This window comes from Streptomyces aurantiaciflavus (assembly GCF_049808595.1).
GTDB lineage: Bacteria > Actinomycetota > Actinomycetes > Streptomycetales > Streptomycetaceae > Streptomyces.
The window spans coordinates 303,227-318,209 of record NZ_JBNCAQ010000003.1 but is presented as its reverse complement, the minus strand read 5'-3'; the positions used below and the strand labels follow the sequence as shown (position 1 = coordinate 318,209).

At 69.1% G+C, this 14,983-nt stretch carries 8 protein-coding genes; 2 read left to right on the top strand and 6 right to left on the bottom strand.

Annotated features, from left to right (window positions below; genetic code table 11):
- Nucleotides 1–68 precede the first annotated feature (68 nt).
- From pulA to ACPT94_RS04850, 6 genes are all read right to left on the bottom strand, one after another.
- Entirely contained in the window at nt 69–5,474 is a 5,406-nt protein-coding gene (pulA, locus tag ACPT94_RS04875) for a pullulanase-type alpha-1,6-glucosidase (protein WP_425245187.1), read from the bottom strand.
- 160 nt (nt 5,475–5,634) lie between these two features.
- Nucleotides 5,635–7,008, bottom strand: coding sequence for an alpha-amylase (locus tag ACPT94_RS04870; protein ID WP_425245186.1), 1,374 nt, complete (start codon nt 7,006–7,008; stop codon nt 5,635–5,637).
- Nucleotides 7,009–7,139: 131 nt separating this feature from the next.
- A complete protein-coding gene (locus ACPT94_RS04865) occupies nt 7,140–8,834 on the bottom strand; it encodes a glycoside hydrolase family 13 protein (RefSeq protein WP_360338911.1) in 1,695 nt (564 codons plus the stop codon).
- A gap of 392 nt (nt 8,835–9,226) precedes the next feature.
- Nucleotides 9,227–10,138: a sugar ABC transporter permease gene (locus tag ACPT94_RS04860; protein WP_425245185.1), complete on the bottom strand. Its 912-nt coding sequence runs from the start codon at nt 10,136–10,138 to the stop codon at nt 9,227–9,229.
- Between the two features lie 13 nt (nt 10,139–10,151).
- Entirely contained in the window at nt 10,152–11,153 is a 1,002-nt protein-coding gene (locus tag ACPT94_RS04855) for a carbohydrate ABC transporter permease (RefSeq protein ID WP_360338918.1), read from the bottom strand.
- Between the two features lie 111 nt (nt 11,154–11,264).
- Nucleotides 11,265–12,536, bottom strand: a complete 1,272-nt coding sequence (locus ACPT94_RS04850; RefSeq protein WP_360338921.1) for an extracellular solute-binding protein — start codon at nt 12,534–12,536, stop codon at nt 11,265–11,267.
- A 393-nt stretch (nt 12,537–12,929) separates the two neighbouring features.
- Here ACPT94_RS04850 and ACPT94_RS04845 point away from each other — a divergent pair, with 393 nt between their 5' ends.
- The gene (locus tag ACPT94_RS04845) at nt 12,930–13,964 is read left to right on the top strand and encodes a LacI family DNA-binding transcriptional regulator (protein WP_360338924.1); all 1,035 of its coding nucleotides are present in this window, start codon (nt 12,930–12,932) and stop codon (nt 13,962–13,964) included.
- Between the two features lie 131 nt (nt 13,965–14,095).
- On the top strand, nt 14,096–14,956 hold the full coding sequence (locus ACPT94_RS04840; RefSeq protein WP_360338927.1) for a phosphatase PAP2 family protein: 861 nt from the start codon (nt 14,096–14,098) through the stop codon (nt 14,954–14,956).
- Nucleotides 14,957–14,983: the final 27 nt, after the last annotated feature.

The window sequence follows — 14,983 nt, the reverse complement described above, 5'->3', positions numbered from 1 at the left end:
GTCAGCCCTCGGACACGCCGGTGGAGCAGACCCGGTTCGGGGCCTGCTCCACCAAGGTAATGCTCTTGTCAGGCGGTCCGGGAGAACACGGCCACGGTCCGCCCCGGAACGGCGAAGGTTCCCGATTCCGCTTCGTACGCCGCGGACTTGACGACCGGGTCCGCGCCCGCCGCCTGCACCGGGTGCAGCCGGTAGCCGTGGCCGGCGAGGGCGGCGATCCGCTGCCGCCGGTCCTGCGGGGTCGCGTTGAACACCACGACCAGATCACCGAGTTCCATGGTGATCACGCCGGGCGTCTCGTCCTCGCCGGACAGCGGGAAGGACAGCGCCGACTGCACCTGCGCGGCCGTGTCGAGGGAGAACGCCTTCTCCGTCGTACGGATCCTCAGCAGGTCCCGGTAGGCGGCGGAGGCGCCCTCGATCTGCGGGCAGCCCACGTCGATCCGGCTCAACAGGGGCTTGGCGTACGGCCACTTGGACGCGTTGTCGGCGGCCGGCGGCAGTCCGCGGCCGAAGCCGTTGCCGTCGGCGCAGTTCCAGTGGATCGCGTTGAACCAGTCGCCGCTGTCGTAGGAGTTGCGGTCCAGGGACTTGGAGCGCAGCAGGTCGGTGCCGGCCTGGGAGAGGGCCGGGCCCTGGGAGAGGGTGGCCGTGGCCAGGGCGAGGACCTGCATCCGGGCGCGGTCCTGCGCCGTCGTGTCCTCGGGGAGTTTGAAGGCGAGGGCGTCGAACAGCGTCTCGTTGTCGTGGGCGTCGGCGTAGGCGAGGGCGTCGCCGGGGGCGTCGGCGTAGCCCGCCGGACTGCCGTTGTAGTCGACCTCGGCGCCGGTGACCTCCTTGCCGCTGGTGTCGGTGAAGCGGTACCGCGCGAGGTTGCCGCTCAGCCCCACCTTGATCAGGTCCTGGTAGTGCAGCAGCCGCGCCTTCTGCTCGGCCGGGGTTCCGTTTCCGGTGGACGAGTTGGGGTCGGTGTACAGGCCGGAGGCGAAGCCCTGGATGCCGGGGTCGGCGTCGAAGGGGCCGCCGCCGCGCACGGCGTCACGGGCGCGGTCGGAGAAGGTGGCGATGCCCGTCCCCGCCATGTTCTTCTGCGTGGCCTGGACGAACCGGGCGTCGTCGGCGACCTCGCCGAAGTTCCAGCCCTCGCCGTAGAGGATGATCTTCTTGCCGTCGACGCCGTCCTTCGCGAGGGTCAGGGCGTCGAGAGCCTTGCGGACGGCGAGGATGTTGGCCTTCGGGTGGTGGCCCATGAGGTCGAAGCGGAAGCCGTCGACCTTGTACTGCCTGGCCCAGGTGACGACCGAGTCGACGACCAGCTTCCCCATCATGGCGTTCTCGGTCGCGGTGTTGGCGCAGCAGGTGCTGTTGGCGACGGAGCCGTCGGCGAGGAGCCGCTGGTAGTAGCCGGGGACGATCCGGTCGAGGACGCTCGTCGCCGCCTGACCGCTCGCCGCCGTGTGGTTGTAGACGACGTCCATGACGACCCTGAGGCCGTCCTCGTTCAGCGCCTTGACCATCCTGCGGAACTCGACGGTACGGGCGGTGCCCTCCGGGTCGGTGGCGTACGAGCCCTCGGGGACCGTGTAGTGGTACGGGTCGTAGCCCCAGTTGTAGGCGTCCTTGGCGGCGATCGCAAAGACGCACTCCTGCTGCCGGTCGGAGTCGGGCGCGTAGGAGGCGAGGTCGCAGTCGGTGGTCGCCTGGTCGGCCTTCCGCTCGGGGATGGTGGCGATGTCGAACGCCGGCAGGAGATGGACGTAGGACGTGCCCGCCTTCGCGAGCTCGCGCAGGTGCCTGGAGCCGTCGCTGTCCTTGTCGGTGAAGGCGAGGTAGGTGCCGGGGTGTTCGGCGGTCCGGTCCTCGACCGAGAAGTCCCGGATATGCAGCTCCTGGATCTGGGCGTCCTTCAGGGGCACCGCCGTGGGCTTGGTCAGGCCCGACCAGCCGCTCGGGGCGAGGGACCCGTCGTTCAGGTCGACGACCAGGCTGCGCTCGGAGTTCGCGGTGAGGGCGGTCGAGTAGGGGTCGGTGACCCTGTTGGTGACGACCTGGCGGACGCCGGGCGCCCAGACCCGCACGACGTACCGGTAGGGCTTGCCCTTCCAGGACTTCGGTCCGGTGACGGACCAGACGCCGGTGGTGGCGTCCCGCTTCATGGCCACGGTGGAGCCGTCGAGTTCCAGCTTCACCGACTGCGCGGTCGGGGCCCAGACGGACAGAGTGGGGCGGCCCTGGTGGAACACCGGGCCGAGCTCTGCCTCGGTCGCCTCCGGGTACAGGTCGTCGAGCACGCCCGCGATCTGGACGCCCGTCGCCGCCAGGACGGCCCCGCCCGCGGCCCGCTGGGAGGCGACGAGCTGGCCGCGCACGGCCTCGCGGACCCGGTCGCGGTCGCGTGGGTCGACGGACCAGGCGGTGTAGTTCTTCAGGTGCGGGAACCTGGCCTTCTGGCTGTCGGTGAGGGTGGTCCTGGTCAGCCGCAGCCACCGCTCGTCGTCGCTGGTCAGGGCGCCGTCCTTCACCGCGATCGAGCCGTCGCGGGAGTACAGCAGCTGGGTGGAGGCGGCGGCCTCGGAGCCGTCCCAGGCGACCGTGTTCCGGTCGATCCAGACCGCCTTGGAGGTGGTCAGGTCGAGCGCGGTCGCGGCGCCCGCCGGCTGCGGGAGCAGGTACTTCTCCTGGCCGCTCAACAGCCACACCTCGTGGCCGTTCGCCGTGAGGTCCAGCGACTGGTCGGCGGGCAGGTCCTTCTCGTCGCCCTTGTGGATGATGTAGCTGAGGCTGGTGGCACCGTCGGTGAGCGGTACCTCGAAGACTGCGCCATAGGCATCAGTCTTGACCGGCTGCAGGGGGTTCGACCACTCGGTGGGGTTCGCGGCACCGGTCCAGACGTGCAGGCCCCAGCCGTCGTAGTTCCCGTCGGCGCGGTGGTAGTGGAGGAGCGCCTTGCTCCTGTCCTGGGCCGGGTACTCCGGGCGCTGCGTGAGGACGGCCTCCTTGCCCTGCTCGACCCAGACCTCGCCCGTCTTGGTGACGTCGATCGTGCGGTCGGCGGAGACGTCCTTGGTGCCCTGCTTGTCGATGACCAGGAAGCCGACGTTCGAGGCGCCGGGCTTCAGCTTGACGTACGCGAAGGCGCCGTAGGCGTCACGGCCGGTGAACGGGTGGCTGTCCGGCCAGTTCGTCGCCTCGCCGTCGGCGAGGTCGCCCCAGGCGTACAGGCCCCAGTCGGCGTAGTCGCCATCGGCACGCTTGTAGTGGACGATCGCGTGGTCGCGGGAGGAGGCGGTGGGGATCTCGGGCGCGGGCGGCGTGCCGGTGGTGCTCTGGGCGGTGGCGCTCGCCGTGCGTCCGGCGGAGTCGATGACGACCGCCTTGTAGCGCAGGGCGGTGCCGGCCGGTACGTCCTTGCCGATGACCTGCGTGACCTTGTACGGGGCGTGGTCGACGGAGCCGAGCGTGCGCCATGTGCCGTTGCCGGCCTGGGCGGCGAAGACGACGCGGTTGAGCTGACCGCCGGTCACGTCGGCGCCGAGCTCGACCGTGCCGGTGGCGCCGGTGGCCGGGGCCTGGAGGCGGATCGTCGGTGCGGTGGCGGGCTTGCCGAGCTTGCCGGCCGCCTTGAGAACGACGGCTGTACCGGCCGGGACGGTGAGGGTGACCTTCCGGTCCGCGCCGGAGGTCACGGTGCCGGACGTGCCGTGGATCCCGCGGAACGCCATGCTCGCCGAGCCGGTCGCGAAGGTCGCCGTCCTCGCCTCACCGGCGTTGTTGAAGGCGACGAGGTACTCGGTCCCGGTCCTGGCGTCCGTGCGGGAGAAGGCGTAGACGCCGGCGCCGTCCGCCGCGTACCGCTCGGTCTGGACGCCGTCCGCGAGTGCGGGGTTGGCCTTGCGGAGCTTGGACAGGGCGCTGATCTGCCGGTACAGCGGGGCGCTGGTGTCGTAGGCGTCACTCGCGTGGGTGCGGTCGGTGCCGATCTCGTCGTCGTCGAGGTAGTCGGCGGTGCGGGAGGCGAACATCGTCTGGCGGGCGTCCTTGTCGCCGCCGGAGCCGGTGAAGCCCTGCTCGTCGCCGTAGTAGACGACCGGGTTGCCGCGGCTGAGGAACATCAGCTCGTTGGCGAGCCGGTCCTTGGCGAGCAGTTCGGCGTCGGTGGCCTTCGGGTTGTCCTGCTTCAGGAAGTACCCGACGCGGCCCATGTCGTGGTTGCCGAGGAAGGTGACCTGCTCGTACGCGTTGGCCTTGTCGGTCGTGTACTTGTAGTCGTCGCCGAAGACGGACGCGAGTTTCTTCGCGCTGCCGCCCTGGGAGGCGTACTGGCGGGCCGCCTCCTGGAAGGGGAAGTCGAGCGTGGCGTCGAGGCGGCCCTGGGTGACGTACGGGGAGGTGATGTCCGTGTCGGCGGAGTACACCTCGCCGAACATGAAGAAGTCGTCGCGTCCCTGCCTGGCCGCGTAGGCGTCCAGCGCCGTGGCCCACTGGGTCCAGAACTCCATGTCGACGTGCTTCACGGTGTCGATCCGGAAGCCGTCGATGTCGAAGTCCCTGACCCAGCGCTGGTAGATCCTCTCCATGCCCTTCACGACCTCGGGACGCTCGGTCCACAGGTCGTCGAGGCCGGAGAAGTCCCCGTACGTCGAGCTCTCACCGGCGAAGGTGGAGTCGCCGCGGTTGTGGTACATCGTCGGGTCGTTGAGCCACGACGGGACCTTGACGTTCTTCTTGGCGGCGGGGACGGTCGGGGTGCGCGGGAAGGAGTCGGCGTCGACGGTGGGGAACTCGGCCTGCCCGTCCGCGTAGTCGGCGTCGTCGAAGGGCCTGCCGTCCTTGGTCAGGTACGGGAAGGCGCCCTTGGAGAGGTAGTCGTACGACTTCTCCTCGTAGTCGACGACATCCGCCGTGTGGTTGGTGATGACGTCGAAGAAGACCTTCATGCCCTTGGCGTGCGCCTTGGAGATGAGGTTCTCGAGGTCCTTGTTGGTGCCGAAGTGCGGGTCGACCTGGGTGAAGTCGGTGATCCAGTAGCCGTGGTAGCCGGCGGAGGCGTTGCTCCCGGTCCCCTGCACGGGCTGGTTCTTGAAGATGGGGGCCATCCAGATGGCGGTGGTGCCGAGGCCCTTGATGTAGTCGAGGCGCTTGGTCAGGCCCTTGAGGTCGCCGCCCTGGTAGAAGCCCTTGTCGGTGGGGTCGTAGCCGGTGGTGAGACGGGAGCCGGTGAGCCCGCCCCGGTCGTTGGACGTGTCGCCGTTGGCGAAACGGTCCGGCATGACGAAGTAGAACTGCTCACGGGTGGCGTCGTGCCGGGCGGGCTCGGCGGCGAGCTTCGCGTCGGACGGCGGCGGGGGCGGGGTGTCGGCCCGGGCCGCCAGAGGCTGGACGAGCGCCGCGGCCAGCGCGGTCACGGTGACCGCGGCGACCCGTCCGGCATGGGCTGTTTGGCGCCTTCGCGGCGCCGGCCATCTCGGTATCACTGACGTGGACTCCTTGCGATACGGCTCTCTTGGGTCCGACCCCGCGCGACCGTATCGCCGCCGAAAGCCTTTCAGCAAGAGTCCTGAAACGATCGGCAAGACCTTTCAGGGTGGGGTTCGACGCCGCGAACGGGATCCCTCCCCCACCGCATCGGGGAACTCAGCAGCTCGACTTCCCCGCGTAGACGGCCAGGGCGGTGTTCGAGCCGAGGGTGGCCGTGAACTGCCCACTGGAGTTGACGGTCACCGTGGTGTTGCTCTGCACATTGCAGTACGTCCCCGCAGGCAGCGACGTCTGGTACGTACGGCTCAGGGAGCTCGACTCGTGGTTGATGGCGACGAAGCCCTTGCCGCCCCGACCGAACGCGATCGCGTCGCCCCCGTTGTCCCACCAGTTGGTGACGGCCTCACCGCGGGTCGCGTTGCGGAAGGCGACCATGCGGATGATCTCGGGCCACTTGTGCTGGCACTTCCAGCCGTCCTGCCAGCAGGCGTCGACCTGGCCGCCGTTCGGCGGGCCGGCGTCGGCGTCCGACCACTCGTAGCCGGAGTTGATGTCGGGCGCGCCGTAGGGCCAGGCCAGCATGAAGACGTTGGCCAGGGTGTAGTTGGCGTTGTCCTTGTAACTGAGCGTGGAGCCGTTGCGCTCGGTGTCGTGGTTGTCGACGAAGACGCCGGCCACCGAGCTGTTCATGTAGCCCCATCCCTCGCCGTAGTTCTTCAGGTAGGCGAGGTTCTCGTTGTTGAAGACGCGCTTGAGGTCGTAGGCGTAGCGGAACTCCTGCACGTCGCCGTTGCCCGTGTACTCGGTCGGCTGGACGGCCTCACCGCTGCCGTAGATGACCTCCTGCTTCCAGTACGCGTTCGGGTTGGTCAGCCGGGACTTGATGTTCGCGAGGTCATTGGTGTCGATGTGCTTGGCCGCGTCGATGCGGAAGCCGTCGACGCCGAGGGACAGCAGGTCGTTCATGTACCCGGCGATGGTCTTGCGGACGTACTCCTCGCCCGTGTCCAGGTCCGCGAGGCCGACCAGTTCGCAGTGCTGGACGTTCCAGCGGTCGGCGTAGTTCGTGATCCGGCCGGTGCAGTCGTCGAAGTCGTAGGAGGAGTACAGGCCGGGATAGTCGTACTTCGTGTACGACGATCCGCCCGTGCCGGTGCCGCTGCCCGCCGACATGTGGTTGACGACCGTGTCGACGACGACCTTCACACCGGCCGCGTGGCAGGTGTTCACCATGTTCTGGAAGGCCGTGCGGTCGCCGAGACGGCCGGCGATCCGGTAGCTGACCGGCTGGTACGACGTCCACCACTGCGCGCCCTGTATGTGCTCGGCGGGTGGGGAGACCTGGACGTATCCGTAGCCGGCCGGGCCGAGGGTGTTGGTGCACTCCTTGGCGACGGAGGCGAAGTTCCACTCGAAGAGGACGGCCGTGACGTCCTTGGCGCCGGGCGGGGAGGCCTGCGCGGCTGCAGTCGGGAGCATGACAAGAGCAGCCGTGAGGGCGGCCGCCCCGGAGAGGGTTCTGCGTGCCATGTGGGGTTCCTTCTTCATTGAAGGCTCTTGCTGAAATATTTCAGCAACCTTGCAGTCACGCAGATGTTAGAGGCCCGCCGCCCGGATGGGCAGCGGGCCGTATGAAATTCAATGAAAAAAGTTGCGGGGCGTCAGGCGGTCGTCCACCACACCGTGGTGTCGCCCGGCACCTTCGCCTCGCCGTCCGTCTCGCTCACCTCACCGCTGGCGAGCAGGAGACGGCCGTACGCCGGGGTCGTCACCGACTCCTCGCCGGTGTTGGCGACACAGACGAACTCCCCGCGCCGGAAGGCGAGGACGCCCTCGGGGGCCTTCAGCCACTCCACCGAGTCGCCCGCGCCCAGGTCGGGCTGCTCGCGGCGGACGGCGAGGGCGGAGCGGTACAGCTCGAGGGTGGAGTCCGGGTCACCGGTCTGGGCCTCGATGCTCAGTTCGCCCCAGCTGTCCGGCTGAGGCAACCAGCTGCCACCCGTGCCGAAGCCGTACGACGATCCCGTGCGCGTCCACGGGATCGGCACCCGGCAGCCGTCACGGAAGCCGTCCTGGCCGGCGCCGCGGAAGTACGCCGGGTCCTGGCGCACCTCGTCCGGCAGGTCGACGACGTCCGGCAGGCCGAGCTCCTCGCCCTGGTAGACGTACGCCGAGCCGGGCAGCGCCAGCATCAGCAGCGTGGCCGCCCGCGCCCGGCGCAGGCCCAGTTCGCGGTCGCCGGCGGTGCGGATCTGGGTGCCGAGGCCGGGCGGGTTGGCGAAGCGGGTGGCGTGCCGGGTGACGTCGTGGTTGGACAGCACCCAGGTGGCGGGGGCGCCGACCGGGCGCATGGCGTCCAAGGTGCGGTCGACGACCTTGCGCAGTTCCTCGGCGTCCCACTCGGTGCTGAGGTACTGGAAGTTGAAGGCCTGGTGGAGTTCGTCCGGACGTACGTAGTTCGCGGTGCGCTCGACGGTCGGCGTCCAGGCCTCGGCCACGAAGATCTGCTCGCCGGCGTACTCGTCGAGGATCGTGCGCCACTGCCGGTAGATCTCGTGGACGCCGTCCTGGTCGAAGAACGGCGTGACATCGTTGCCCAGCAGTTTGAGCTGATCGTGGGATCCGACGTCCGGGAGCCCCTCCGCCTTCACCAGGCCGTGCGCGACGTCGATGCGGAAGCCGTCGACGCCCATGTCGAGCCAGAAGCGCAGGATCGAGCGGAACTCGTCGCCCACCGCCGGGTGATCCCAGTTGAAGTCGGGCTGCTCGGGGGCGAAGAGGTGGAGGTACCACTCGCCGGGGGTGCCGTCGGGCTCGGTGACCCTCGTCCACGCGGGCCCGCCGAAGATGGACTCCCAGTCGTTGGGCGGGAGTTCGCCGCTCTTCCCCTTGCCGGGACGGAAGTGGTAGCGCTCCCGCAGGGGCGAGCCGGGGCCTTCCGCGACCGCCCGCCTGAACCACTCGTGCTGGTCGGAGGAGTGGTTGGGGACGAGGTCGACGATGATCCGCAGGCCCAGTTCGTGGGCGTCGCGGATGAGCGCGTCGGCGTCGAGGAGGTTGCCGAACATGGGGTCGACGGCCCGGTAGTCGGCGACGTCGTAGCCGGCGTCGGCCTGCGGGGAGGCGTAGAAGGGGCTGAGCCACACGGCGTCCACGCCGAGGTCGCGCAGGTACGGCAGGCGGGAGCGTACGCCTTCCAGGTCGCCCATGCCGTCGCCGTTGCTGTCGGCGAAGCTGCGCGGATACACCTGGTAGATCACCGCGTCCCGCCACCAGTCGCCGCGCTGGGCGACGGTGGCGACGGCCGAGGCGGGCCGGGAGGTCGGGGCCGGTGCGGCGGAGTGCTGCTGGCTCATGGCGTCCTTGGTGGTGGTACGTAACGGGCTTGCGGTCATGGGGATGGTCGGGTTTCGAAGGGGTCCCCCCGCTCGAACGCGGCCGAGAGTGGGGGAGGGTGACGAGGTGATGAGGCGGCCGCGGTGCCGGCGGGGTCGGATGGACACCGCGGCCGCCACCCGCGCGGCAAGCCGCGCGGGAGTGTGCGGCGCCCCGCAGGGGCGCGGGGCTGGATCGACTCGCGGCTCCGCCGCGATGGGGGGCGCCCCCGTACACGGGGGTCCCTCTCGCTCGGGCGAGGCCGAGAGCGGGGAGAAGCCGGGAGCGGGGAGAAGCCGGGAGTGGGGGGAGCGACCGGCCACGACGGCGCCGCCGACGACCGACGGCCCCTCGCGGCCCGCCCGGCGGAGGGTCACCCCTTCGTGCCGCCCGCGGTCAGGCCGGTCACCAGGTTCTTCTGCACGAGGTAGAAGAACGCGGAGACGGGTATCGCGATCAGCACCGCGGTGGCGGCCATGAGGTTGCGCTGGGCGTCGTGCTCGCTGACGAAGCTCTGCAGCCCGACGGCGAAGGTGTACTTCGAGTCCGTCAGCATGAACGTCGAGGCGAAGGCGACCTCGCCGAAGGCGGTGAGGAAGTTGTAGAACGCGGCGACCGCGAGGCCGGGCTTGGCCAGCGGGAGGACGAGCCGCAGGAAGGTGCCGAAGGGGCTGAGCCCGTCGACGCGTCCCGCCTCGTCGATCTCGAACGGGATGGTGTCGAAGTAGCCCTTGAGCAGCCAGGCGCTGTACGGCACGACCGTCGTGCAGTTCACCAGGATCAGGCCGAGGTAGGTGTCGATGAGGCCCAGGTCCGACAGGATCTGGTACATCGGCACCATGAGGACGGCGACCGGGAACATCTGGGTGACGAGCAGGACCCACATGAACTTCTTGTAGCCGGGGAAGCGCATGCGGGAGACCGCGTAGCCGCTGGTGGCGGCGATGATCACACCGATGGCCGTGGTCCCGAGGACGACGATGAGCGTGCTCTGCAGCCAGTCGAAGAACCCGGTGTGCCGCAGGACGAACGTGTAGTTGTCGAGCGTCATCTTGTGCCAGATCTGGCCGGGGTGCAGGTAGTCGTCCTTGTCCGGGCCGAGAGACAGGAAGATCAGCCAGGCGACCGGGAAGAACGCGACGAGGCTCGCCACGATCAGGACGCCGTGGGTGGCGAGGGTGGCCAGCGGTCCGCGCCGGCCGCGCCGGCGGGCGGTGCGCCGTGGGGTGGCCGCGGGGGCCGGCTCGGTCTGCACGGCGGAGGTCTCGGTGGTGCTCGTGCTCATGGGAACTCCTGCCTCAGATCGCGAGCTGCTGGTCGTTGCGGTTGAGCCAGCGGCGGTAGAAGGAGGTGAAGACGATCAGGACGGCCAGCAGCAGGATGCCGTAGGCGGCGGACTGGGCGAAGTCACGCGGCTGCTGTCCGAAGCCGAGGTAGTACGCCCAGGTGACGAGGATCTGGGCGTCCGGGGCGGTGTCGCCGAACAGCAGGAAGATGATGGCGAACTGGTTGAAGGTCCAGATGACGCCCAGCAGGACGACGGTGGAGCTGACCGACCTCAGGCCGGGCAGGGTGACGTACCGGAAGCGCTGCCAGGCGTTGGCGCCGTCCATCTCCGCGGCCTCGTAGAGGGAGGCGTCGATGGCCTGCAGGCCGCCGAGCAGGGAGAGCATCATGAACGGCACACCGCACCAGGTGTTGACCATGATCGCCGCGAACCGCTGCCAGAAGGTGTCCTCCAGCCACAGCGGCGCCGGCAGGTGCAGCGCCTCCAGGCCGGCGTTGATGATGCCGCCGTCCGCCAGCATGAACCGCCAGCCGAAGACGGTGACGAAGGTGGGTACGGCCCAGGGCAGGACGAGGACGAGCCGGTAGAACGTGCGTCCGCGGAGCTTCTGGTTGAGCAGCAGCGCGAGGCCCAGCCCGATGAAGTAGTGGAGCGTGACGCAGAGCGCCGTCCACACGATGGTCCAGATGAAGTGCGACCAGAAGCGGTCGTAGGCCGTGGGACCCCACAGGATGTCGGCGTAGTTGTCCAGGCCGATGAACTTGTAGGTGGCCTCGATCTCGTTGACGCCGATGGTGCGGGCCGTGTTGAGGCTGTTGGCGTCGGTGAGGGTGAGGTAGAAGCCGTACGCCAGCGGATACAGCACGAGGACGCCGAGGACGATCACCACCGGGGCGATCATCGCGTAGGCGTACCAGTGCTTCTGGTAGCCGTGCTTCAGGCGCTGGCCCAGCCCGGGCCGCGGCGCGTCACCGCGGCGCTTGCCGGTCGCGCGGTCGATGGCGACTGTCATGGTTCGACACCTTCTGGAAGGTCTGCGGATCAGGGCGTGGGGCTGGGCGCAGGCCGGTGGCCGCCGGATCACTCCCCCCATGAGCTGGGTGATCCGACGGCCACTCGGGGCTCACTTGCTGAAGTCCGGCACCAGCTTGGCGATGGCGGTCTCGGCGTTACTCAGGCCCTTGTCGAGGGACTCCTTGCCACCCGCGATCTTGGGCAGCTCGGTGTCCAGCGGACCCCACAGCGAGCTGTACTCCGGCAGCGCCGGGCGCGGCTGGGCGGCGGACAGGACGGCGCCGTAGCCGGCGATGCCCGGGTCGGCCTTGACCTGGTCGGTGTAGGCGTCGTCGCGGGTCGGCAGGGTGGAGTTCTTCAGGGCGATGGTCGCCTGGGACTTCGCGGAGGTCATGAAGTTGACGAACTTCAGCGCGGCCTTCTGGTGGGCCTCGTCGGAGCCGGCGTAGACCGAGAGGTTGTGGCCGCCGGTCGGGGCGCCCGCCTTGCCGGTGGAGCCGGCCGGGACGGTGGCGATGCCGAGGTTGGCCTTGTCCTTGAACGCGGTGCCCTTGTAGAAGTTCGTGATCTCCCAGGGGCCCTGGATGATCGCGGCGACCTTGCCGTTGACGAAGGCGTCCTGGATGTGGGCGTAGGCGTCGGCGGTGGTGTCGGCCTTGTGCAGGCCCTTGCCGTCGAACAGGCCGAGCCAGGTGCCGTACGCCTTCTTCGCCTCCGCCGAGCCGACGGTGATCTTCTTGGCCTTGGCGTCGACGGTGTCGGTGCCCTCGCCGTACAGGAAGGACTGGGCGTAGTAGGCCTGGGTGGAGCCCCAGTAGCCGTCGACGCCGGTCTTGGCCTGGATGGTGGCGGCGGCGGTCTTCAGCTCGTCCCAGGTCTTCGGGGCGGCGGTGAGGCCGGCCTTCGCGAAGAGCTCCTTGTTGTAGACCAGCGCGAGCGTGTCGGTGACGAACGGCACGCCGTAGGTCTTGCCCTCGTACTTGGCCTGCTCGATCAGGTTGGACTTGAACTTGTCCTGGTCGGCGAGGGCCTCGGTGCCGTCCAGCGGCAGGAAGAAGCCCTTCTTGGCGAAGGCGGGGGTCCAGCCGACCTCGGAGCGCAGCACGTCCGGGGCGCCCTTCGAACCGGCGGCGGTGTCGAACTTGTTCTGCGCCTGGTCGAACTGGACGTTGACGTACTTGACCTTGATGTCCTTGTTGGCGGCCTCGAACTCCTTGACCAGGGCCTGGTACGTCGGCGCCTCGTTGGTGGCGTTGGAGGTGTCCCACCAGGTGATGGTGACCGGGCCGTCGGCCGAGTCGCCGCTGTCGCTTCCGCCGCAGGCCGTCGCCGCGAGGGCGAGGGACGCCACCAGCGCGGTGGCCGCTATGCCACGCCGCATGAGTTCTCCTTGAGGGTGAAAGCCCGTGTAGCCAGGGAGCGGTCCCGTCCGCCGTCCCTGTCGACTTGCCGACTGCGCCGTTGCGGCGGCCGCCGGGCGACGTGAACGTAACAGCGATGTAAGCGTTGCGAAAGACCTTGCAGAAAAAAAGCGCAAGACATCTTCGAAGTTATCCGGGCGTGACCTGATGACAACCACCGCGAGACCGTTGTTGACCCGGTTCAACGGCTCCTCAGCGGGGCACGTGATGGTTGTGCAAGACTCTGCAAGCTCTTGCCATCACTTTCACGAGGGAGCGCGATGACGCAGCAGCCCCGGCCGATCCGTTCGACGGGTCGGCCACGGCGTCCGATTGGTGTGCAAGGTGACACCTGGCCGGTACAGTCCACCCCTGTGACCACACGGCTTGCCGACATCGCTGCGCAGGCGGGGGTGAGTGAAGCGACCGTCAGCCGCGTCCTCAACGGGAAGCCGGGCGTCGCCGCCACCACCCGCCAGTCCGTGCTCGCCGCCCTGGACGTCCTGGGCTACGAGCGCCCGGTCCGGTTGCGTCAGCGCAGCGCGGGGCTGGTCGGTCTGATCACGCCCGAGCTGGAGAACCCGATATTCCCCGCCCTGGCCCAGGTCATCGGCCAGGCGCTGACCCGCCAGGGCTACACCCCGGTCCTCGCCACCCAGACCCCGGGCGGCTCCACGGAGGACGAGCTGACCGAGATGCTGGTCGACCGCGGGGTCGCCGGCATCATCTACGTCTCCGGGCTGCACGCGGACACCACGGCCGACATGCAGCGCTACGAGCAGCTGCGGGCCCAGGGCGTCCCCTTCGTCCTCGTCGACGGCTTCTCCCCGAAGGTCCAGGCCCCCTTCATCTCCCCCGACGACCGGGCGGCGATGACGCTGGCCGTCACCCATCTCGTCTCCCTGGGCCACACCCGCATCGGACTGGCGCTCGGCCCGAAACGCTTCGTCCCGGTGCAGCGCAAGATCGAGGGCTTCGTCCGCGCGATGCAGGACCAGCTGGGCCTCGGCCCGGAGACGATCGAGTCGGAGCTCGTCCAGCACTCCCTCTACACCCTGGAGGGCGGTCAGGCCGCCACCACGGCGCTCATCGACCGCCGCTGCACGGCGATCGTCTGCGCCAGCGACATGATGGCCCTGGGCGCGATACGCGCCGCACGCCAGCGCGGTCTGGCGGTCCCCCAGGACATCTCGGTGGTCGGCTTCGACGACTCGCCCCTGATCGCCTTCACCGACCCGCCGCTGACCACCATCCGCAAGCCGGTCCCGGCGATGGGCCAGGCGGCGGTCCGCACGCTCCTGGAGGAGATCGGCGGGACGCCCGCCCCGCACAGCGAGTTCGTCTTCATGCCGGAGCTGGTGGTGCGCGGCTCGACGGCCTCGGCGCCCGGAGACCGCAGTCGTCCGTAGGGCGGAGAGCCATCGGTTTCGGGCAGTGCAAGAGGAGTACCCGTAGGGGTCTGCCGGTCGTAGAACATGCGGGTAGGACTGGACCCCTGGGATGATCGGGGGAGAAGGCTTTTCTGGCAGACTCTGTATCCATGGGTGAAGCGACCGTGACACCACTGGAAGGCCGCGAAGAGGCCGTTCCGGACGCCGTCACGGCCGAGGCGGGTCCGGGGCTCCTGCACCGTCTGCGTACGCCCCGTCGCCCCCGGTTCTGGTTCGAGATCCTGCTGATCGCGGTGAGTTACTGGACGTACTCGCTGATCCGCAACGCGGTCCCGGAGCAGAAGGCCGAGGCGCTGCGCAACGCCGACTGGATCTGGAAGGCCGAACACCACCTGGGCATCGCCGTGGAGGAGTCGGTCAACCACGCCGTGAACTCGGTGACTTGGCTCGTCATCGGCATGAACTACTACTACGCGACCCTGCACTTCGTCGTCACCCTGGGCGTCCTGGTGTGGCTCTACCGAAGCCACCCCGGCCGCTACGCCGCGACCCGCATGGTCCTCTTCGCCACCACCGGTGTGGCCCTGGTCGGTTACTACCTGTATCCCCTCGCTCCCCCACGCCTCATGAACGGCGGCGACTTCGTCGACACGGTCGTGGTCCACCAGACCTGGGGCTCGATGGCCTCCGGCGACCTGAAGAACATGTCGAACCAGTACGCCGCGATGCCGTCCATGCACATCGGCTGGTCCCTGTGGTGCGGCCTGACGATCTTCGCCCTGGCGACCGTCCCCTGGGTCCGGGTCCTCGGCCTGCTCTACCCGGCGGCCACGCTGGTGGTCATCGTCGCCACGGCCAACCACTTCTGGCTGGACGCGGTGGGCGGCGCCCTCTGCCTCGCCTTCGGCTTCACGGTGGCGCGGGTCTGGTACGGATCCATGCCGTACGCGTTGCCGAAGCTGGTTCCGGGCCGGGGAGCGGGCAGGGCGCTGGTGCCCACGAAGGCGTAGGGGGCGGGGGCGGGAGCGTTGCCGGGT